Annotated in this window: 29 protein-coding genes; 1 reads left to right on the top strand and 28 read right to left on the bottom strand. The window is 67.1% G+C overall.

Annotated features, from left to right (window positions below; translation table 11 throughout):
• Positions 1 to 33: 33 nt before the first annotated feature.
• The 7 genes from ACOABP_RS32495 to ACOABP_RS32465 all read right to left on the bottom strand — a co-directional run bounded on the left by ACOABP_RS32495 (position 34) and on the right by ACOABP_RS32465 (position 4726).
• Entirely contained in the window at positions 34 to 1683 is a 1650-nt protein-coding gene (locus tag ACOABP_RS32495) for an AAA family ATPase (protein ID WP_474231612.1), read from the bottom strand.
• A gap of 40 nt (positions 1684 to 1723) precedes the next feature.
• On the bottom strand, positions 1724 to 2110 hold the full coding sequence (locus tag ACOABP_RS32490) for a hypothetical protein (RefSeq protein WP_474231611.1): 387 nt from the start codon (positions 2108 to 2110) through the stop codon (positions 1724 to 1726).
• Positions 2111 to 2268: 158 nt separating this feature from the next.
• Positions 2269 to 2553, bottom strand: coding sequence for a type II toxin-antitoxin system RelE family toxin (locus ACOABP_RS32485; RefSeq protein WP_474231610.1), 285 nt, complete (start codon positions 2551 to 2553; stop codon positions 2269 to 2271).
• Positions 2543 to 2785, bottom strand: coding sequence for a type II toxin-antitoxin system Phd/YefM family antitoxin (locus ACOABP_RS32480; RefSeq protein ID WP_474231609.1), 243 nt, complete (start codon positions 2783 to 2785; stop codon positions 2543 to 2545). The genes ACOABP_RS32485 and ACOABP_RS32480 overlap by 11 nt, the downstream gene beginning before the upstream one ends.
• A gap of 127 nt (positions 2786 to 2912) precedes the next feature.
• Positions 2913 to 3359: a hypothetical protein gene (locus ACOABP_RS32475; protein WP_474231607.1), complete on the bottom strand. Its 447-nt coding sequence runs from the start codon at positions 3357 to 3359 to the stop codon at positions 2913 to 2915.
• On the bottom strand, positions 3356 to 3838 hold the full coding sequence (locus ACOABP_RS32470) for a hypothetical protein (protein ID WP_474231605.1): 483 nt from the start codon (positions 3836 to 3838) through the stop codon (positions 3356 to 3358). The genes ACOABP_RS32475 and ACOABP_RS32470 overlap by 4 nt, the downstream gene beginning before the upstream one ends.
• Before the next feature lie 195 nt (positions 3839 to 4033).
• Positions 4034 to 4726, bottom strand: coding sequence for an ankyrin repeat domain-containing protein (locus ACOABP_RS32465; protein WP_474231603.1), 693 nt, complete (start codon positions 4724 to 4726; stop codon positions 4034 to 4036).
• A 192-nt stretch (positions 4727 to 4918) separates the two neighbouring features.
• Here ACOABP_RS32465 and ACOABP_RS32460 point away from each other — a divergent pair, with 192 nt between their 5' ends.
• Positions 4919 to 5668: a hypothetical protein gene (locus ACOABP_RS32460; protein WP_474231602.1), complete on the top strand. Its 750-nt coding sequence runs from the start codon at positions 4919 to 4921 to the stop codon at positions 5666 to 5668.
• A 36-nt stretch (positions 5669 to 5704) separates the two neighbouring features.
• Here the strand turns inward: ACOABP_RS32460 and ACOABP_RS32455 are convergent, their stop codons facing one another.
• From ACOABP_RS32455 to ACOABP_RS32355, 21 genes are all read right to left on the bottom strand, one after another.
• Positions 5705 to 7837: a hypothetical protein gene (locus ACOABP_RS32455; protein ID WP_474231600.1), complete on the bottom strand. Its 2133-nt coding sequence runs from the start codon at positions 7835 to 7837 to the stop codon at positions 5705 to 5707.
• Between the two features lie 216 nt (positions 7838 to 8053).
• Complete coding sequence (locus ACOABP_RS32450) at positions 8054 to 8302, bottom strand: hypothetical protein (RefSeq protein WP_474231598.1); 249 nt, start codon at positions 8300 to 8302, stop codon at positions 8054 to 8056.
• Entirely contained in the window at positions 8299 to 9228 is a 930-nt protein-coding gene (locus tag ACOABP_RS32445; protein WP_474231597.1) for an HNH endonuclease, read from the bottom strand. The genes ACOABP_RS32450 and ACOABP_RS32445 overlap by 4 nt, the downstream gene beginning before the upstream one ends.
• Before the next feature lie 4 nt (positions 9229 to 9232).
• Positions 9233 to 9568 (bottom strand): hypothetical protein, encoded by a 336-nt coding sequence (locus ACOABP_RS32440; RefSeq protein WP_474231595.1) that lies wholly within the window; start codon positions 9566 to 9568, stop codon positions 9233 to 9235.
• A gap of 11 nt (positions 9569 to 9579) precedes the next feature.
• The gene (locus ACOABP_RS32435) at positions 9580 to 9975 is read right to left on the bottom strand and encodes a hypothetical protein (RefSeq protein WP_474231593.1); all 396 of its coding nucleotides are present in this window, start codon (positions 9973 to 9975) and stop codon (positions 9580 to 9582) included.
• The gene (locus ACOABP_RS32430; protein ID WP_474231591.1) at positions 9975 to 10265 is read right to left on the bottom strand and encodes a hypothetical protein; all 291 of its coding nucleotides are present in this window, start codon (positions 10263 to 10265) and stop codon (positions 9975 to 9977) included. The genes ACOABP_RS32435 and ACOABP_RS32430 overlap by 1 nt, the downstream gene beginning before the upstream one ends.
• A gap of 71 nt (positions 10266 to 10336) precedes the next feature.
• Positions 10337 to 10948 (bottom strand): hypothetical protein, encoded by a 612-nt coding sequence (locus ACOABP_RS32425; protein WP_474231590.1) that lies wholly within the window; start codon positions 10946 to 10948, stop codon positions 10337 to 10339.
• A gap of 20 nt (positions 10949 to 10968) precedes the next feature.
• Positions 10969 to 11271 (bottom strand): hypothetical protein, encoded by a 303-nt coding sequence (locus ACOABP_RS32420; RefSeq protein ID WP_474231589.1) that lies wholly within the window; start codon positions 11269 to 11271, stop codon positions 10969 to 10971.
• A 19-nt stretch (positions 11272 to 11290) separates the two neighbouring features.
• Entirely contained in the window at positions 11291 to 11896 is a 606-nt protein-coding gene (locus tag ACOABP_RS32415) for a hypothetical protein (protein ID WP_474231587.1), read from the bottom strand.
• 174 nt (positions 11897 to 12070) lie between these two features.
• Complete coding sequence (locus ACOABP_RS32410; RefSeq protein ID WP_474231585.1) at positions 12071 to 12460, bottom strand: hypothetical protein; 390 nt, start codon at positions 12458 to 12460, stop codon at positions 12071 to 12073.
• 89 nt (positions 12461 to 12549) lie between these two features.
• Positions 12550 to 12900 carry a hypothetical protein gene (locus ACOABP_RS32405; protein WP_474231584.1) on the bottom strand — a complete coding sequence of 117 codons (351 nt, stop codon included), beginning with the start codon at positions 12898 to 12900 and terminating at the stop codon, positions 12550 to 12552.
• Between the two features lie 57 nt (positions 12901 to 12957).
• Positions 12958 to 13524 carry a hypothetical protein gene (locus tag ACOABP_RS32400; RefSeq protein WP_474231583.1) on the bottom strand — a complete coding sequence of 189 codons (567 nt, stop codon included), beginning with the start codon at positions 13522 to 13524 and terminating at the stop codon, positions 12958 to 12960.
• An 88-nt stretch (positions 13525 to 13612) separates the two neighbouring features.
• Positions 13613 to 13903, bottom strand: a complete 291-nt coding sequence (locus ACOABP_RS32395; protein WP_474231582.1) for a hypothetical protein — start codon at positions 13901 to 13903, stop codon at positions 13613 to 13615.
• 44 nt (positions 13904 to 13947) lie between these two features.
• Positions 13948 to 14226 (bottom strand): hypothetical protein, encoded by a 279-nt coding sequence (locus ACOABP_RS32390; protein ID WP_474231580.1) that lies wholly within the window; start codon positions 14224 to 14226, stop codon positions 13948 to 13950.
• A 68-nt stretch (positions 14227 to 14294) separates the two neighbouring features.
• Positions 14295 to 14750, bottom strand: a complete 456-nt coding sequence (locus ACOABP_RS32385) for a hypothetical protein (RefSeq protein WP_474231578.1) — start codon at positions 14748 to 14750, stop codon at positions 14295 to 14297.
• On the bottom strand, positions 14747 to 15028 hold the full coding sequence (locus tag ACOABP_RS32380) for a hypothetical protein (RefSeq protein WP_474231576.1): 282 nt from the start codon (positions 15026 to 15028) through the stop codon (positions 14747 to 14749). Before ACOABP_RS32380 ends, ACOABP_RS32385 begins: the two co-directional genes overlap by 4 nt.
• Positions 15029 to 15048: 20 nt before the next feature.
• The gene (locus ACOABP_RS32375) at positions 15049 to 15363 is read right to left on the bottom strand and encodes a hypothetical protein (RefSeq protein WP_474231574.1); all 315 of its coding nucleotides are present in this window, start codon (positions 15361 to 15363) and stop codon (positions 15049 to 15051) included.
• A gap of 40 nt (positions 15364 to 15403) precedes the next feature.
• Entirely contained in the window at positions 15404 to 15916 is a 513-nt protein-coding gene (locus ACOABP_RS32370; RefSeq protein ID WP_474231573.1) for a hypothetical protein, read from the bottom strand.
• Complete coding sequence (locus tag ACOABP_RS32365) at positions 15913 to 16227, bottom strand: hypothetical protein (protein WP_474231572.1); 315 nt, start codon at positions 16225 to 16227, stop codon at positions 15913 to 15915. The genes ACOABP_RS32370 and ACOABP_RS32365 overlap by 4 nt, the downstream gene beginning before the upstream one ends.
• A 17-nt stretch (positions 16228 to 16244) precedes the next feature.
• Complete coding sequence (locus tag ACOABP_RS32360; RefSeq protein WP_474231571.1) at positions 16245 to 16688, bottom strand: hypothetical protein; 444 nt, start codon at positions 16686 to 16688, stop codon at positions 16245 to 16247.
• Between the two features lie 211 nt (positions 16689 to 16899).
• Positions 16900 to 17484, bottom strand: a complete 585-nt coding sequence (locus ACOABP_RS32355; RefSeq protein ID WP_474231570.1) for a hypothetical protein — start codon at positions 17482 to 17484, stop codon at positions 16900 to 16902.
• Positions 17485 to 17541: the final 57 nt, after the last annotated feature.

Here is a 17541-nt window from a genome sequence, read left to right as displayed (position 1 = left end):
GGTGAGTCTTTAGCTAAAATAAATGTTTTTTTCTTATGCTTGTACGGGCAAAGGCTGGCCCACGTTGGCCTTTGCCGCCGCACCCCGGAACATCGCGATGCGTCGGAAGTGATCGAAGTCTAACTGCACTTGCTTGGAGCGCGCCACCCGCAGCGCGAGCCGGAACAGATTCTTCACGTCGCGCGGCGACAGATGCGGGTAGTGGACCACCAGTTTCTCGACCAGTGCGGAATCCAGTGGCGCGTCGAACTGTTGCCCCATGACCTGCCAGATCTGGTGCAGCAGCGCCGGCCCGGGCGTCTCGTACACGATGATGGCCGCCATCCGCGATTCGATCGCATCGTCGATCGCTTGGCGATTGGTCGTCATGAAGAACAGGCCGTCGAAGTACTCCAGCGTGCGCAGGAACACGGCCACGATGGCATTCTGCTGCACGTCGTCACCGCGCGGACTCACGAACACGTCCGCTTCGTCGAGCAGCAACGTGGCCGACCAGCGTTTGGCGCGCAGGAAGCACTCGCGCAGGTTCTTTTCGATCTCGCTGGCGGTCACCCCCAGATTGCCGGCGTGAATCTTGTAGAGCGGGCGCTCGATCAGCTCCGCATACACCTCTGCCGTCAGGGTCTTGCCGACGCCCGGGTTGCCCTTGCACAGGATCGCATTGCCCGCGCTCTTGCCTTCCACCAGATCGGTGGTGAAGGCCTCGACGTCGTTGGTCAGGATATCGAGCAGATCACGGTGAGACTCCGGCAGGATCAGCTTGTCGCGCAGACTCTTGTCGTACTCGTGCAGCGCCAAGGCGTCCGTATGGGCCCACAACAGCTCATGCGTCTCCAGATCGAAGACACGCACCACGGGATGCTCAGGAATCGCGCCGGTCGGCTCGCTCTTGTCCTTGAAGAGGACGCTGTCCATATGCGCCCGCAGGTCGCGGAAATCCCGCTCATCCTGATCGTGGATCACCCGGCGGCGATCGAACTCGGTCGCCCGACGCTTGTGGTTGTCCTCTTCGAAGTACTTCGCCCGACCCGTGAGACGGAACTGCTTGGCAAACGCATCGCGGGTACCGGCATGATGCCGTTCGATCGTTTCCGCATGTGCGGCGCGCAGCGCGGCCGTCTCGCGATAGATGCCGTGGTTTTCCAGCACCTGCGCGACACGCTTGCGCGTGACATCGGCAGGTGCAAAGCTGACGCTGCGCTCGTGCACGCCGCTCACGAGGTTGCCATTGCGGTTGTAGCCCACGCCGCGATAGCAGGTCCGCAGTACGACGCTCGGCTTGTCCGGGCCGCGCTGCGCGTGACCGGGGTCGAACGTCACGTTGACGACGAGCTCAGGGTAGAGGCGGCCATCCTGCCCTTCCACGTAGACCCAGCCGTCTGTCATCTCGTGGCGCAGGAACGCCAGCAGCATCTCGCAGAAGGCCTCGTGGCTGGGCACCGGCAGGTTCACGCTGCCTTGCCGCGTGGCCAGCACCGCCTCGGCGGCACGCAGGAGCCGCGCGTAGTTCCCGGCCTTGGCGAGGTCTCGCACCTCGGCGAGCGCCACGTCATCGAGCGACGCCGACTCGATACCAAGATCGTCGGTGCGCATCCGATCGCCCCGGGCCACGACCCGCTCGCGCACATACTGGAGCGCGCTCGACGTCGTCTGTTCGACAAGCTGTACGGGAAGTTGCAGCATGGGATGTCCTATCGATGTTCAGTCGGGAGCGCTGTCGCGCTCACGCCAGCGCCGCCGGCACGGACGCCGGTACCGGCGGATGCAACGGCCCGACAAAGGCCTCGCCGTCGGCAAGCCCGGCCTGCTGGATGCCGTTGGTCATGCGCACGAAGGCCTCGCCGTCGCGTTTTTCCACGACGGTCGCGGCCGCACCCTTGCGCAGGTACCAGTAGAAGCCCGGCGCCAGCGCGGCGGGCTTCACGGCCAGCCGCTGCGGCGCGGCCTGCGCCGCGTCGAGCAGCGCCACGGCCGCCTCCAGATTGTTCTCGACGTAGTCGCGGTCGCTCTCGCGGTATCCGTCCGGGAACGCGTTCAGCAACGGGCGCCGGGGCACCACGATGACATGAGCATCAGGCAACAGGTCGACCAGCAAGGGCGTAGCAGTCATGATCGGACATGAAACAGTGTGTTTGTCTGGTGGTGGCGCGCGGCATGCGCGTTCCGTCAGCATGCCCCATGCTATAGCACTCATTGAGTGCGGTCAACACATTTCTCGGAACGCCGCAAGTCCGCCGCAAGCAAGTCCGCCGGATTCGGCCGCCCCGTTCACAGCCGATCCAGCGCGGTGGCGTAGACGCGGCCGGCATCGCGCTTGCCCACCGCCACGACAAGCACGATGAGACGCCCGTCGTCAACGCGATAGACAAGGCGATAGCCAGCGGCCTGCAGCTTGATCTTGTAGCAGTCGGGCATGCCGTGCAGGCGCGCGGCGGCGACATGCGGATGCGCCAGACGTTCGGCCAGCTTCTTCTTGAACTGCGCGCGCAGCGGGTGGTCCAGCTTGCGCCACTCCTTGAGGGCGATGTCGGTAAATGCGAGGCTATAGCTCATCGAGGGTGACCGGTACAGTAGGCGCGCCTTCGCGCTCCCTGACGATCCGGGCGAGCTCGATGTCTTCCAAGAGCTCGTGGATCATTTCCCAGTCAGATGCAGGAATCAGGTAGGCGACAGGCTTGTTGCGATTGAGCACCGCCACCGGTCCGTCGGCGTGCTCGATGGTGGCCATGGGGTTCACCTTGAGCTCGCTGATACCGATGGAGGCACGTGCCAGTATGGTTTCCATACTTGTGGACCTCGTTCGTCTAGGCCTGCGTCTACAGATTCGTCTAAGTGCTGCTTTGTGTCGCAGCCGGCACGCGAAAGCGCAGCGCCGGCTGGAGACCGAATATTAGACCAATTAACCGGTCATTTCAAGCGTTGTGGCCAGCGCGCGCCCGGGCGTCGCGCACCGCCTGCGCGGCCTGCCCGGCCGGCGTGGTCTTCATCATGTCGGCGACAATCTTGGGCATGTCGGGCAGCAGGAGCCGCATCACCTCCACAAAGGCCGGCTCCAGCAGCTCGCGCAGCAGCGGCTCGCGCTTGGCGAACGTCTCGCGGGCGCGCGCGCCCGACAGGTACTGCAGGCAGGCGAACCACGTGTGGCCATTGCCCAGCCGGCGAAACAGCACGGCGTTGATCTGCGCGATATCGGGGGTCTCGCCCGCCAGACGCAGCACGACCGAGACGCCGGCCACGAGCTTCATGACGTCGCCCACCGCGCCGTGCGGCGCCAGCTGCAGGGGGCCTGACAGCGCCGCCTTGAGCGCCTTGAGGTTGTCGTCGAGTTCGCGGTAGTAGTCGTCAGTGACAGGCGTCATGGTTCAGATCGGGATTCGGGGGATTCCGGGGATCGGGGCGCGCCGGTGGCGCGCGCCGGCAGCAGGAAATCGACATCGTGCCAGATGACCAGCACCTGCGGCTGATCCGTGGGCACACTCACCGTCAGGATCTCGGCACCCAGCGCCGCACAGGGGAACGCCGCCACGGCGTCGAGCCCCGCGCGCGTCAGCTGCAGCGCGCGCTGCGTGTCCGGGTGCAGCCAGTGCTCCCCGGCCGCGCCGAAGCCCGCGTCGCGCAGCGTCACCACGGTCCGGCGGATGTCGGGCGGCAGGTCCGCCGCGTCGACGTCCCAGAAGGCCCGCATGCCCTTGGTGATATTGCGGGCACTCAGCGCGTTGTACGCTGCCCGGCAGCTGGCGTAGCCTTCGGTCCCGATCCCGGGATCGGCCGCGCCACCGGCCGGCACGATGCGCCACGCGCCCGGCGCCGCCTGCTCGATGCGATAGTCATAGTCCATGACACGCTCCCCCTCGTGGATGGCCCCGGGGTGCCGCCCTGCGGGACGGGCGTGCGGGGCCGCTGATCCGCGCATGGTACGCCTTGGCACCTCGTAACGGGCGTCCTTTCCGGGTACTGGCGGTACTGGCGTACGGCAATCCATGGGGCCGGCGTTCAAGTCCCTTACGCCGGACGCCGGCGCGCAGGCGCCCGCTTACCCCTTCGCCTTGGCCTCCGGCCCGACCGCGCCATGCCGGCGCAGCGTGGCCGCCACCGTCTCGTGCCCGAACCGCTCCGCAAGCGCCAGCGCCGTACCGTTGGCGTGGCTGCGCCCGTTCACGTCGGCCCCGGCGCCAAGCAGCGCCTCCACCACCGCCAGCTGGTTGTTGCGCGCGGCATACATCAGCGCCGTCGCCCCGTTCAGGCTGGTCTCGTTGACCCGGGCGCCATAGCGCAGCAGCTCCTGCACCCGGGCGAGCTCCCCGTCGGCCGCGCAGCGCATGAGCTCGGTGAGCCCGTCGCGCTCGGCAACCTGTTCCTGCCGCGCCGCCTCGCGCGCCTCGGGCGGCCGCCGGCGGTCACGCATCCACCGCACCCCGGCATATCCCACCACGACCGCACTGATGACCCAGCCAATCCACATGTGGGCCAGCATCTTGGCCAGTACCAGCGCACCCATGACCAGCACAAGGTTGGCGGCCATGCGCACCACCCCGGCGCGGCGCCGGCTGTCTGACGTCGCCACCCGCACGGGCTGCTGCGGCCGGGGCGGCACCGCCTCGCCGCGCGCCTGCAGCACCGCTTCGATGGCCGCATGGGCCTCCTCGGACAGCTCGTCGCCGAGCGCCCGCCGCTCCAGCAGATAGGTCGAGTCGCAGCGCTCGAACGATTCCTTCAGTGTCGCCATGGGGTCCTTGTCCGGATCGGGGTAATGGGGGAGTCTCGGGGATGTTGGGGATATCGCAGGGAACGGCGCCCAGCGTAGAGACAACCCCGCTCAGGTCGTACCCCCGTGTGGTGGGGGGCCTATCGCGCCGCACCGCCCGCGCAGGCGGTACCATGGCCCTCCCCCATGACAGCGCGAGACAGCAGAGGCAGCATGACCATACAGGACGGATTCGGGACCGACACCGGGGTTGGCGTCGGTATTGGCATCGGTATTGGCATGGGCATCGACGCGCCAGATCTGGGCAAGCGCATGCGGGCGGCCGTCGCCATGGCATGGCGCCTGTTCGGCCTCAAGGTCGGGGGCGGCATCCTGACCGTGCACAAGGAGGCGTCGATGCAGCTGCAGTACGCCTACCTGCTCCAACAGCTCACGCCCATGATGACGTTCGGGGTGCAGGAGCAATTCCACGTGGTGGTCGAAAGCGGCATCCGACTGCGCGGCCGCAACCGGGAGATCGACGTGCAGTTCATCGGCCAGAGCCCCACGCAACGCCACCGCATCGCGATCGAGATGAAGTGCTACCGGACGCTGGCGGCATCCGGCAAGAACCGGGGCGCCACGGACATTTTCATGCGCGACGTCTACGACGATCTGGCGCTGCTGGAGCACGTGGTCGAGGACGACCACGCGGAGGAAGGGGTGGCGCTGGTCATGACGGACCTCACCCGGCTGGTCAAGCCGCAGGACAAGAGCGCCAAATGCTGGACCTACGACATCTCGCACGGCGCGCGGGTACTTCCGAAACTCTACGACACCCCGATTGGCGGCGGCCCGGTGGCCATCACCTTGCAGCGGCACTACGCGCTCGACTGGGTGTGCGCCGGCGACTTCTGGTTTCTGGAGGCGCAGGGCCAAGCCGGGCCGTTTCACGACGCCCGGCCTGCTGCCCAGCTGGCCTGATGACTTGACGCCCTGCAGGGCCGGCGCCTGCCCTGCCTATGGTGCCGGGGAGGGAGACAGGGTCGACACGTCCTGCCGGGCATGCGTGACGGTGAAGCCCTTGCTGCGCGACTGGGCCACCAGCTCGCTCAGCGCCTCGCCGGGGGCCTTGGGCGCCGAGGTGGGGATCCGGCTACCCACGCGCAGGAACTGTCCCTGCGGCGCCTCACGCCGCGTCTTCGCCTCGGCCGCCCGCCAACCTGCCACGGCATCCAGCTGGCGCTTGGCGCGCTCCAGCGCGCGCTCCACCGCGCACGCACCTTCATAGTCGACGGTGATCGCTGCCCGGCTCCCCGGCCCTTCCGCGACGCCCAGCGCCGGTGCGATCGCGCACGCCAGCGCCCGCACCTGCAACGAGCGCACCGCCAGACTGTCACTCACCAGCAGGGTCGCCAGCAGCCGGCTTTGCCCGGCCCAGTCCGTGGCGCCCGGCGCCTGCACCGACCAGTCATTGCGGCTGCCCAGCGATTCGCTATTGGCCACGAGCACCGCATACCCCAGCGCCAATGGGGAGCTGCCTCGCAACCCGGGCATCGTCGCGTGCACCGCGTGGCCCAGCTGCTCCGCGACGCCTATGGCCTCGGCCCGATCGCTCACCAGATATTCCCGCTCTGCCGTGTCGTCGGGATGGCGCAGCGGCAAATCGGTCTCGACCGTATCCGCCGCCCATGCGTCCAGCACGGCCGCGTCGACACTGGCGCGCACGAGCGCCAGCAAGGCGTCAGCCCCCGCCTTCGTTGCCATCACCGCTTCGACCTCGGCGGATCGGGTGCGAAAGAGGCTTTCCACGACGTCATGCCACGGGTTTCCCACCGCCGGGATACCGTCCTGCAACTCTCCGTTGACAAGCTGCGCGCGGGCGTCCGGGAATGTCTCGAAGATCGGCGCTTCCAGCAGCCGCCGCTGGACCGCGCCATCGAACAGCGCCGTGGCCAGACAGGGCTGGCCCCGTTCCTGAAAGGGGAAATTCCCGCTCACGTGGTAGGCGTCACCGGCGCGCACCAGTGCGACCGTGCCCGGCCACCCAGCACCCTCATAGCGCAGATCCTCCTGCCATGAGCCGTGGTCGGCCTCATCATCGAGGTGCCCCATCGCACCATTGACCTCCCGCTGGGCCTGCCGTTGCTGCAGGCGCTCGCGCTGTGCCCGCCCGAGCAGCCAGAGCGGTTCGGTCACGACCCGACCACCCTGCTCCCGCTGTGCCCCCGTTGTGAGGGGCTCTGCCGGCACCACCTCGCCGCAAACGAGCCGCGCCAGCGCCGCATAGGCGTCCTTGCCGTCGGCGGCGAACACGCGTGGCACCATCGCACCAAGCTTGTCGGCCACGAGGCAGCAGCCCAGTGCCTGCCCGGTCCCGTCGACCACCCATTTCACCTGCCATTGGCCCGCCCCATCCCACTCCCCGAGCGCGCCGCTTTCCAGCGCGTCGGCCAGCGGCATGCACGCGGCGGGCACGAGTGCAGCGACCATGACCGCCGTGGCGGCCGTGGCAGCCGCTACCGGATCCGACAGGCGGCCCGGCCCCACCGGCGCGAGCCTGCCGGCCTCCCGCAGATCGTCGACATAGCTGTCCGGCAGCAGATCGAGCTGCGGGACCAGCTTCGACCAGAGAAACACGCGACGATCCGGATACACCGCCCACTTGAACGGCGGCATACCCTGCGCCAGAAATGCAGGCGTGTGCGCCGGCCACGGCTCGCGCGCATTCAGGTAGTGGTGGGCCTCATCGACAAAGGCCAGCAGACCCTGCTGCCGTGCGGCCACCGTGGCCGCCTCGACGCTGCGCTGCATGCAGGCCTCCACCGTAGAGGTGGCGACAGCCAGCGTCTCCAGATGCAGCCGCGTGACCATCGCGCGGGCGGCCAGCAGCTGGATGCCGTGGCCGACAAAGAGGCGCCACGCGACGGCACGCGTGAACGTGGCCATGCTAAACGTGTTCTCTGCAATGGGTAAATCGGTGTTCGCCTCGCGCTGTGCGTCGTGCAGGCTGTGATAGCCAAACAGCACGGCAAGCGTGTGCTGGGCCTGCATCAGCGAGAGCGGTTCCAGCGGCCAGACTTTGCGCAGGGCCTTGGCAATTTTGGTGAACGCACCATGCTCGAAATCGGCATGGCGCAATGGGATACGCATGGCAACACCTTTCGTAGCGCGAATCGGATTGCAGTGGCTGGTTCACCGTCGGGCGCTACGCAGGGTTGTGTGCGTCGATCGGAAAGAAGTGTGAGGCGTCTCGTGGCACTGCCTTTGCCATTACCAGCGGCACGATCGAGAGAGACCGTTGCGGGCAATGTAGCGCAGCCCGCGCGTCGCCGTCAATCGCTCAACGCCCATAATGGGCTGGCCGCGTTATGCGAATGCCTTGGTCGTACGGCCCCAACGGATGTCCGTGAGCAGCGCCTCCGCTTCCTCGATCAAGCCCGCGTCCAGCGGCGTCGACGCGCGCAGTTCGGCGATCGCACCGGCCACCGCCGTGTGCGCCTCGGTCGCGGCGCCGCGCAGTGCCCGCTTCTTGCCGGCGGCAATCACGGCATTGAACTGTGTCGCGACAGCATGCAGCTGCGCGCGGACTCGCGTCGATGAATCTTGGTCGTTCATGTTGTGGTCTCCGTTACCCACTGCAACTGGGCGCCATGCAGGCCGGCATATTCCCCGACGCGGGCCGCCTCGGCAATGACGAAACAATCGCCTTCGATGGCGGCCAGCCCCGCGTCGAGCAGGCGATGCAGATCCGCGAGCAATAGCATGCCGTCCGTCACGGCATTGTGAAAACGCCAGTTACGCCCCGGCAGGTGCGCGGCTTCCAATGCGGCCTTCACCGCCATGCCCGATACCATGCAGCGCCAGCCGTATTGCTTGCCCAGCCGCTGGCGGAATGCCGCTTGCTTCAGGCGCCGCTCCACTTCCACCGTCACGGTCTTGGAGGCCGGCCCCTGCCCGGCTGGGGGCGCAGGGGGCTGGCCCGTAACGGGCTGCCCGGCGGCCAGACTGGCGAGCTCCAGATCCCGCGCCGTCACGACCGTGATGCAATCGGCGTCCGGCTTGTCGCGAGTGTCCTCGAACCACAGGGTGGGCGACTTGGATTTGCGCGCGCGCACGGGCCACCCGGCCATCTGCTGGTGATAGGTCGCCGCTACGTCGTCCATGGTGAGCGTCACCCAGTTGCGCAGGATCCCCTCGTCCATGTGCACTAGAAGCGCATGGGTGGCGCCCAGCGCCTTGACGCGGTCCACGCGCTCGTCGACCACCGCCAGAAAGCGCGCATCCGGGATGTCCGCGTCCTTCTCCCCACCAAAGAGGCCGAACTGCACAGCGCAGAAGTGCTGCGCCCCGGTCCAGCCCACCTTGAGCCAGAAGCTCACGCGCTGGCCATCGGCCTGCGTCGCCCAGACCAGTTTCACCTGCCCTCGGCGCTCGATGTGAACGTGAGAAAACCCATGGCCCGTGAGCAGGGCAGGCACCAGTTCGAGCACCAGCGCTTCGTTTTCGTAGGACTCAGGGCGACGCGCGCGCTTCTTGGACATGGGCCTACCCTTTCCGGAACCGGAGCAGGAACGCGTAGGCCGGGGCTCGCGTGTTCGTGACCGTCAGCACCCCTTCGCCCTCCACCTCGCGGAATGCGAACGTCTGGTACGCCGGGTCAAACTCTGTGAACGGGATCCGGAAGCCGGGCATCGTGGCGATATGCAGCACCGTCGATCGCCCGACGCGCCTGCGAAAGGTCACACGAACGTCCCCTGCGCCTTGTCCGCCAGTCTGCACGCGCAGCCATGCCCAGCGCTCGAAGAGCGGCAGGTCCGTGGGCATGTCGACAAAGTCCATGCAGTCGGTGAGCGCATTGGGGGAATCGAATTCTGAGGGCATCGGTGTGGGTATCAGGATCGAGGATCGGCGCCGGGGAGGCGTTGCGCAATTTCGAGCACGAAATCATAGCGTGGCGACTGGATGTTGCGCACCGTCAGCCGCCCCGTTCCCTCTACCGCCTCAAAGCTGATCGCGTGGTGCGCAGGGTCAAACTGCACGTAAGGCAGTCCGTAGGAAAACATGGTCTCGTCCGTGAACAGGAGCGCGGCGTGTTCAGCCGGCTTCCAGAACGACGCCGTCAGCGGGCCCTCGGCACGGCTGGGTCCGTTGGCGTCCTCTCGCAAGCGGACATAGGCCGGCGCCCTGACCGGGTGCCGCGCCTCCATCGACAGGCCGAGGAACGACATGCACGCGTCAATCGCCGCCATGGAGGCCTGCGCCGCGTCGTCCGTCGCGATGCGCGCCATCAGAGGAAACCGAAGAAATTCACCAGATACACGAGGGCGGTCAGCGCAACCAAACCGGCGACGACGAGAGCGAACTGGCGGACGCCCGCCATGGCATCCATGCCGCACAGTCGCGCGACCATCACCCACACGCAGCCACAGAACGTGTTGATAGCGCTCACCCGGGAAACCTCGACCCCGACCAGCTTGGCGAAACCGGTGTAGAACAGCACGAACGCCAGCGACATCGTCACGGCTAGGGCCAGATGATTCGAGACGGGTTTTTTCAGGGGAATACCAAAGAGTTGCATGATAGGTCTCACAGGTTGGCGTCATGACGAACGCGGGCATCGATCACCGGCTTTCCGTTGTCATGGCGCTTTTAGCGTCGCACCCCGATTTCCTTCGACGATTCTGGATCCAGCAGAATCGCCGTCGCCTCGCTCTCCGAGATGTAGACGTACCCCACTAGCAGCTTTTGTGCATCCTGCACCATTACGCCGCAGCGGGGACGGCGCGTGCCGGTGCCGCCGACGTCAGAACGCAGCGCCCCGTCCGCCTTGAAACGTAGCGGCAGAACGAATCGCTTGTCTAGCGGCCCTTGGCGATCGACGGCTTGCCGCGCAACCGATTCCATCTCGTCCGGCGCGCAGCGCGCCGCAGCAGCCAGCTCCGCCTGCGCCGGGCGCGCCACTAGCCCTTCCCACGCAGCCCATCCCACGACAATCGCGATGAACAGCAGGCAGAATCCATCTATACGCGTCCAGTGGCGCAGGCCTTTGCGCGGCAATGCGAGGGCCACTGGCGCAAGGATAAGCGCTATGCAGAGGAGCAGGCATGACCCCGAAACCTGTACCAGCCAGCCTGCGAGCGGCAAGGTCGCCGGGAAAAAATACGACCACCCCAGCATCATTGCCGAGAAAAAAAACGCCAAGGCGACAGGCCGAAGCGCCTTCTCGGCCAGATGAGCGACTTGCAACGTGATGCGATGCATAGATGAATGGTGTTTCGTGGTCAGGGCGCGAAATACGCCAGCACCGCGATCAGTATCAGGAAGGAGACGAAGATCACACACCACAGATCGATCAGCGTCCAAGGCCCGCGCAGGCCCTTCCGACGTAGGCCAGCGGCCACCGGCGCAAGAACGAGCGCGAGACAGAGCAGCATGAAGGCACCCGTTACCCGCATCATGACATGCGCCAGCTGCATCACGGACGGATACCCGTCGGACAACATCAGGGCCAGCACGCAGAGGCAGAATCCAATGGACGCCGGACGCAGCGCCTTCATGGCGGCGATATCGAGTTTCAGAAGCATGGCCATCGTGGGCGTGGGGTCAGCCTTGCGGCACGTAGGCACTCAGGACTGCGCTGCGCCGCCATGCGGCCTGCTGGCGCGTCACCTCGGGCAGCCGCAATGCAATTTCCATCCGGTCCAGATCGTCGGCCGTCTGGTGGAAGCGATCTCGTAGCAGCGCATGGCCATACAAGGTGGTGCGCACCACCGAAGCCTCGTGCCCCGCATCGACGCGGTCCGCCGCATCGTACTGCGGCTTGATGCGCAGCAGATACGCACGGCCTGCCGCCACGCTTCCCAGTGCCGCATCCCTTACGGCCATATCGTCAGGATGCTGTTCGAGCCATCTCACCGCGAACGTGCTCAGCGCATAGGCGCCCACGTCGGACTGCGTTGCCCGCATCGCCGCGATGTAGCAGGCACGTGCGCCCTCGCCGCCTTGCGCACTGGCATCGGGCAACTCGCCACACTGGCGGGCGCGCGACATGTCCGCCGCCAAGGGTCCCTGCAAGTTGTCAAAGGCCGCAAGATCCTCGGCCTTCGCCGCAGTCCGATAGGCGGCGGTGTCCTGCCAGAAGGCCGCACCGACGGCCACTGCCATCAGGCCCGCGCCAGCCAGCCATTTTTTCGTCGACGATATTTTCATGGATCGTTCTCTCATCATTGGGGCAACGGCGAACGTTGCCAGTTATGTCATCGCAACTGGGGCGACGGCGCGAAAAGCGCAGAGCGCGTGCGGAATCCCTTCGATCCAACTTCGGCTCCATCGGCATCTCATCTCCCTAGCTGCCCGGTGTCCGGGGCGTCAGGTTTGTCGTGCTCACTTGATCTTGTTGAGCACGGTGACCGAGCGCTCGGCCAGACGCTTGAAGAAGGCCTCCTTGTCCGCACCCAGCAGGCCAGCGTCGTAACTCTTGCGCACGTCGTCAAGCCACGCCGCCAACGACACTTCCGAGCACGAGTCCAAGAACTCCCGGCCATGCCCCATGCAGCGGTTCTTGGCTTGCAGCGCCAGAGTCACGGCCATGTTCTCCGCCGCCAAGGCCACGGCTACGGTGTGCGCAGCCGGATCGGGCTGGGTGGGCGTTTTCGGCGGTAAAGACGTTGCAGCGGGCGCGGCGTGCGCCGCGAGCGAGACGGACAACCCGCAGGCGAACATGCATGCGGCCATGCGCGCCTTGTTTGCCGCGCGGGGAAAGTGGTAGGTCATGTGTTTCACTGCTTGAAGGTGATCGACAGGTCGATGTTGACGGCGCGCGCAGGCGCAGTCGTGTAGTTGCCTCGCCGCGCCATGCCATGCTACGGCCCCGGCTTTACCCCGTGGTGCAGCTCACCCAGCCCGAGCACCTCCGCACGGAACACCGCCTGTTGCTCGGGGGAGAACCGGCTGCCCGCCTGCGCGGCCACCGCCGCACTGACCTTATCCTCCCAGCAGGTGCGCACGGTGCCGCAGGCCTCGGACAGCTGCTGAGCCACCGTTCCCGACGTGAATTCGCGCAGCGACAGGCCGTCGCCGCGCGGCGTCATGGCAGCCTGCGCGTTGTCGCGCTGGCCGGCCTTGTACAGCTGCATGCATGCGGCGGCGATGGCGCCGGAGATCATGCCGAGGATCGCGATATCGCGGATCCGGCTGGTCAGTTCGGGTGACATGGTCATTGCGTTCGTTGATGGCTGAAAATGCGAGGCATCGCTGTGCGGGCTCGCGCTCTACTGGTCGGACCCGCTGTCGGCCACGGTCAGCGACCAGCCGGCCGGCAGGGCGAGCTGCGCCATGTAGTGCATATTGGCCTCGACCAGTCCGGCCGCCGCCATCAGGTCCGCTGGCACCGCCAAGGTGGGAAGGCCCGGCCGCGCGGCAGTGGTGGCGAGGCTGATGCGCCCCGCATCCAGATGGGCGCGCAGCGACTCGGCGGGAATCTGCTCGCCGGCCCGGTTCTGGATGGCGCCATAGATCGAAAAGAGCAGCCATTGCGCATACATCCGGTCGGCCTGACCGTAGCCGTTGTCCTCGACAATGACTTTGCGGTCGAAGTCGATCGTGGTGCTTCCGTACACGGGTTCGGCCAGCGGCGCGTCCAGCTTGGACAGGCAATGCCCCCACTGCTCCGAGGCCAGTGCGAAGTCGAGCACGTGATCCGGATCGGGCGTCTCGTCACCGTAGAGCCCGAAACGCAGGTCCCAGATCAGCTGCCCACAGCCCTTGACGGACGCGTAGTACGCGGTGCGTCCCTGCGCGGTCACGGTGAGATTGATGTCGTCTTCGGAAGCAGCCATGTTGTCAGATAAAAATGGATAACTCGTAACGGGCGGATTTTCCGGGGGGCATCGCGTGGTCAGGACGATCCCACGATCGCCAACGCAATCAGGCGAAGGATGCGGCAAGGCGCACGCACAGCATCACCCCCAAAGCGGCCACCACGAACGCCGCTATCCCGTCCAACCGGCTCCAGCCTTGCGTGCGGCGGGCGAGCCGCGCTTTCGCAATCGGGGTCAGCCAGTAGGCGGCGAGCAGCACCAGCACAACGCCCACCGCGCCCCACAGCGCGCGCGCGCCGCCGGCCACAGGGGTCGTAAGGACAAGCAGCACGCCCAGCATCGGCACGCACAGCGTGTAGCAGCCAAGACGGAAGCTGTTGAAGCGGTTTGGGTTCATAGGTCAATTTTGTTGGGGGTGGCCGGGCGGGGCCTGCCCCGGCCCTACCGGTTGTACAGGCCCGAGGCCCCGTAGACGAGCGCCACCAGTGCCACGGCGCCCACGGCCCACAGCGGCTGGCGCCGGCGTACCGCCCACAGCACGCCACCGCCCAGCAGGACCGCGAGCGCCGCATAGAGCCAGAATCCGAAGTAGCCGGCCACGAGGTGGCTGGTCCCCTGCGCGGCCGGATCCGACGGCGACGCGGGCTGCGCCGCAGCGGCAGCGCCGCTCAGGAGGATCATCGTCAGGGCGAGCGCCAAGCGGCGCAGCAGCGTTGTCATGTTCGATTCCTTGTGTTGTCAGGTTGCACGTGCTGGACGTGCCGGGCGGCGGCTCAGCTGTTCCCCGCCTAGCGCCGCTCGGGCGCCGACACGACCGTCTCCCCGTTCGGGCGGAGCAAGAGCGTCGACGCCCCCTCGCGACGCACCGTCCAGACCTCCAGCCGGTCCGCGCCCACGCGCACCTTGGTCCGCGTCGTCTCTGGCGCGATCACGATGCAACCGAAGCCCACGCGCGGTCGCGCACCGCCCACGTACCACAGCTGCGTTCCGGGGCGCTCCGACTCAAGCGGGCAGGCATCCAGCCCCATCACCGGCGTGGGTTCGCCATCGATCAGCACGCGTTGGCCCGGAGGCACCACGGCCGTGACCGGGCCCATGCGCCCGGCGACGTCCATCACCGCCGCACCCAGCGCGTCGAGTATCCCTGCATGGGCGCCGGTGCTGCCCAGCGCGCTCAATAGCAGCCCCACCCTTCCCAGCCGTGCCAGCTTGCCGCCCATGAGCCGTATCGTTCGTTGCATCATCTGCTCTCAATATTCAAGTGTGGGTCCCGCGCGGCGTCGCGGTTGGAGGCCCAGATGACGCTGTGCGCCGCATCCGGATCCACCGAGGCCGGCGGCTGCGGGAAGGGCGCGAGCTGTCGCGCCAACGCCTCGCGCCACAGGCACAGATTCAGGACCAGCATGGCAGCGCAGGCCACCCCGAGAACCAAGCCGGTGAGCCCGAGCCAGTATGGCCCGACGGTTCCGGGGGTGGCACTCATCATGCACGCCGCCAGCCCGCCGGCGTTGATGGCGGCCAAGTTGCGATGTCGTCGGGCACTCATTGCGATGTCTCTACGGTTGGACGTCCTTGCGCGCGCAAGACCTCGGCCAGACGCATGCCCGCCACGTGGCTGACGCACTCGTGCCAGCCGCAGAGGTTCAGGCACATCATCGCCGCGCTGCCGGCGCCAATAAAACCGAAGAAGAGGCTACACAGCGGGTTGACCTCACCGGCCAGTGCACCGGCCAGCGCGGCGGCGGCCCCGGTAAAGCAGACCAGCACCCCGGCTGCATACACGGCGGCCGCGTGCTTGCGGCGCCGCAACAGGGTCAGCGCTCTTTCTGGATTGTCCTGCAAGAAGACGGTTGCCATGCTTCGTTCCAAAGGGGTCTCCGTGGGATATCCGTGCGAATCAAGGCTGGGCAGCCGGCACGGTACGTACGGCCCGAATCGGCGCATGGTTCAACATGAATACGCCGCGCGCGTTCGCCTCGATCGTGGCGCTTCGCTGCGCGTCGAGCGCCGCCGAGACATCCGCTGCAGCGTCCGATGCGGCGGCGGCCTTGCGCAGGCTGCTCAGGCTGCGGCAATCGAGCCAGTGCACGCGCCACGCGTTGGATGCCTTTGCAGCCTTCCCCGCTTTTTCCGCGCTGACGCGCTCCAGCTCGAAGCGGCAGCGGAATTCGTCCTTCACCTCGGTGGCCACCTTGGCCACCTCACCCCGGTCGCTGGTCGCTTCCACGTACTCGGTCGGCCCGAGCAGGTGGACCTGCTTGGTGTGGAACATCCCACCCGCATAGCGGATCGCCGCCTGCGCGGCGGCGTCCGGCTTCGGTGCCGCCTCGCCAGCGGGCGCCGCCGCAGCAGCCCCCGCCAGCAGGGTCATCGTCAGGGCCAGCGCCATCGGGCGCAGCAACTTCGTCATACTGGATTCCTCGTGTCGGAAAATTGTGGACTCTGTACCTTGCCATGGGGCGCAACCGGCACCCCCAGCTCTTCGCGCAGCTTGGCGACCTCGGCGGCCGGGTTGTCGGCCAGCGCCACGCGCTGCACCAGCGCCTCCATGCCACCGGCCTCGCCCAGCTTCCCAGCCCGGGCCACGTCGTCGATCAGGGCGCCTGCCGGATAGCGGTTCCGGTACCGCGCCTCGGCTGCGCGGCGTCGGCGGTGCTCGGTGAGCGCGAGAATCACCACGGCGACCAGTACGATCACCCCATAGCCCATCCATCGGTCCATGTCGTCTCCCCTTGTCGTCAGCCTGCGCTGCGACCACCGGCGACGGCGCGTCGCGGCGCCGGCCGCCTGCCCGGGGCTCGACCCTTGGTATCGGCCGCCGGCTGGCTTTCTTGACCACCCTCCCCCGTCTCGGGGGTGTCCCGGACAGTCGTGCCATCGGTGTCAGGCGCGTTGCCCATGTAGGGCTGCAGGGCCTGCGCAATCCCTTGCGCGCCCAGCCCCACGTATTCCAGAAATTCATCGAGCGGCAGCGCATTAAGCCAGTCGCCAAACTCGTCTTCGCTCATGGCCCAGAAACGGGCCCCGATATCCGGGAAGCGCGCCAGCAGGCGCGCCAGCGCTTCGGGGTTCCGAGCGGGCGCGGGTGTGGCCGCACGCTGGGCCGTGCGGCGAGGCCGGAAACCCACGAACGGCCGCGTGGGCGCGGCGGGACGCGGCGGCATGAAGCTCGGTAGGACCATGATTGAGTGCGAGGCGCGATGCGCCGGCGGGTAGTAAGGATGGTGTCATCCTAAAGCACTCATTGAGTGCTGTCAACAAGCGGCGAGTTTTTATGCTCGGCAGACGATCCGCAATTCATTCATCCATCATCCGGCAGGCAGGAGGAACGGCCCGGGATACCCGGGCCGTGGCCAGTGATGTCACCTCACCCCGGCGCGCGCGGGACCCTGACTATGTCCGCTCAATCCCCACCTGATAAGAGGCGACGACGATGTACGGGCGGCACGCCACAAGGCGCGCGACGTCTGCGACCAGTGCACGCTCGCGGTCGCCCATGGCGGCCTGCGGATGCAGCCAGTCCCGCCATGCGCCGGCCTTCAGCCAGCCCAGCCCCACCGGGCGGCCGGGCTGAGCCTGCCCTTCGGTCCAGCTGTGTCCGTCCTGCAGCTCGACCGCATCCAGCTTCAGGTTGCGCTGGGTGCCGGCCGGTACGAACACCCGGCCGGGGCGCTCGTCATAAAGGGCGTTCGGGGCACCCACGCCGAACGCGTTCGGCAGGATTTCGCCATGCCACACGAAGTGCAGAATGGCGCCGCACTGGGCCGGAGTACCCGCATCGGTGCCTGTGCGGGCTTGGCTGTCGAGCCAGCCCGTGACACCGGCGCCGGCCCAGCCGGCGGCCGTCCCTTGGAAGGTGCGGCTGCGCAGGATGGCCAGCGCGGCGGCCGGCGACGTGATGTGGAAAAACCGCAGCGGCGCGACAAGCGGCGTGCCGGTGGCCTTGGCGGGGTAGCTGGGAAATGCGTCTGTCTTCATGGCAGTCCTTGAAACGTCGGCCGCGTCCGGACCAATGGGTCCCGATGCGCGGCGTCA

Source organism: Cupriavidus sp. HE11, from assembly GCF_056097175.1.
Note: the sequence above shows the minus strand (reverse complement) of the source record. Positions and strands in the feature narration are given on the sequence as shown.

What these genes read in the sequence shown, in the direction of transcription:
- ACOABP_RS32495 (WP_474231612.1), bottom strand. Translation starts at nt 1,683, where the DNA reads ATGCTGCAACTTCCCGTACAGCTTGTCGAACAGACGACGTCGAGCGCG.
- ACOABP_RS32490 (WP_474231611.1), bottom strand. Translation starts at nt 2,110, where the DNA reads ATGACTGCTACGCCCTTGCTGGTCGACCTGTTGCCTGATGCTCATGTC.
- ACOABP_RS32485 (WP_474231610.1), bottom strand. Translation starts at nt 2,553, where the DNA reads ATGAGCTATAGCCTCGCATTTACCGACATCGCCCTCAAGGAGTGGCGC.
- ACOABP_RS32480 (WP_474231609.1), bottom strand. Translation starts at nt 2,785, where the DNA reads ATGGAAACCATACTGGCACGTGCCTCCATCGGTATCAGCGAGCTCAAG.
- ACOABP_RS32475 (WP_474231607.1), bottom strand. Translation starts at nt 3,359, where the DNA reads ATGACGCCTGTCACTGACGACTACTACCGCGAACTCGACGACAACCTC.
- ACOABP_RS32470 (WP_474231605.1), bottom strand. Translation starts at nt 3,838, where the DNA reads ATGGACTATGACTATCGCATCGAGCAGGCGGCGCCGGGCGCGTGGCGC.
- ACOABP_RS32465 (WP_474231603.1), bottom strand. Translation starts at nt 4,726, where the DNA reads ATGGCGACACTGAAGGAATCGTTCGAGCGCTGCGACTCGACCTATCTG.
- ACOABP_RS32460 (WP_474231602.1), top strand. Translation starts at nt 4,919, where the DNA reads ATGACCATACAGGACGGATTCGGGACCGACACCGGGGTTGGCGTCGGT.
- ACOABP_RS32455 (WP_474231600.1), bottom strand. Translation starts at nt 7,837, where the DNA reads ATGCGTATCCCATTGCGCCATGCCGATTTCGAGCATGGTGCGTTCACC.
- ACOABP_RS32450 (WP_474231598.1), bottom strand. Translation starts at nt 8,302, where the DNA reads ATGAACGACCAAGATTCATCGACGCGAGTCCGCGCGCAGCTGCATGCT.
- ACOABP_RS32445 (WP_474231597.1), bottom strand. Translation starts at nt 9,228, where the DNA reads ATGTCCAAGAAGCGCGCGCGTCGCCCTGAGTCCTACGAAAACGAAGCG.
- ACOABP_RS32440 (WP_474231595.1), bottom strand. Translation starts at nt 9,568, where the DNA reads ATGCCCTCAGAATTCGATTCCCCCAATGCGCTCACCGACTGCATGGAC.
- ACOABP_RS32435 (WP_474231593.1), bottom strand. Translation starts at nt 9,975, where the DNA reads ATGGCGCGCATCGCGACGGACGACGCGGCGCAGGCCTCCATGGCGGCG.
- ACOABP_RS32430 (WP_474231591.1), bottom strand. Translation starts at nt 10,265, where the DNA reads ATGCAACTCTTTGGTATTCCCCTGAAAAAACCCGTCTCGAATCATCTG.
- ACOABP_RS32425 (WP_474231590.1), bottom strand. Translation starts at nt 10,948, where the DNA reads ATGCATCGCATCACGTTGCAAGTCGCTCATCTGGCCGAGAAGGCGCTT.
- ACOABP_RS32420 (WP_474231589.1), bottom strand. Translation starts at nt 11,271, where the DNA reads ATGCTTCTGAAACTCGATATCGCCGCCATGAAGGCGCTGCGTCCGGCG.
- ACOABP_RS32415 (WP_474231587.1), bottom strand. Translation starts at nt 11,896, where the DNA reads ATGAAAATATCGTCGACGAAAAAATGGCTGGCTGGCGCGGGCCTGATG.
- ACOABP_RS32410 (WP_474231585.1), bottom strand. Translation starts at nt 12,460, where the DNA reads ATGACCTACCACTTTCCCCGCGCGGCAAACAAGGCGCGCATGGCCGCA.
- ACOABP_RS32405 (WP_474231584.1), bottom strand. Translation starts at nt 12,900, where the DNA reads ATGTCACCCGAACTGACCAGCCGGATCCGCGATATCGCGATCCTCGGC.
- ACOABP_RS32400 (WP_474231583.1), bottom strand. Translation starts at nt 13,524, where the DNA reads ATGGCTGCTTCCGAAGACGACATCAATCTCACCGTGACCGCGCAGGGA.
- ACOABP_RS32395 (WP_474231582.1), bottom strand. Translation starts at nt 13,903, where the DNA reads ATGAACCCAAACCGCTTCAACAGCTTCCGTCTTGGCTGCTACACGCTG.
- ACOABP_RS32390 (WP_474231580.1), bottom strand. Translation starts at nt 14,226, where the DNA reads ATGACAACGCTGCTGCGCCGCTTGGCGCTCGCCCTGACGATGATCCTC.
- ACOABP_RS32385 (WP_474231578.1), bottom strand. Translation starts at nt 14,750, where the DNA reads ATGATGCAACGAACGATACGGCTCATGGGCGGCAAGCTGGCACGGCTG.
- ACOABP_RS32375 (WP_474231574.1), bottom strand. Translation starts at nt 15,363, where the DNA reads ATGGCAACCGTCTTCTTGCAGGACAATCCAGAAAGAGCGCTGACCCTG.
- ACOABP_RS32370 (WP_474231573.1), bottom strand. Translation starts at nt 15,916, where the DNA reads ATGACGAAGTTGCTGCGCCCGATGGCGCTGGCCCTGACGATGACCCTG.
- ACOABP_RS32365 (WP_474231572.1), bottom strand. Translation starts at nt 16,227, where the DNA reads ATGGACCGATGGATGGGCTATGGGGTGATCGTACTGGTCGCCGTGGTG.
- ACOABP_RS32360 (WP_474231571.1), bottom strand. Translation starts at nt 16,688, where the DNA reads ATGGTCCTACCGAGCTTCATGCCGCCGCGTCCCGCCGCGCCCACGCGG.
- ACOABP_RS32355 (WP_474231570.1), bottom strand. Translation starts at nt 17,484, where the DNA reads ATGAAGACAGACGCATTTCCCAGCTACCCCGCCAAGGCCACCGGCACG.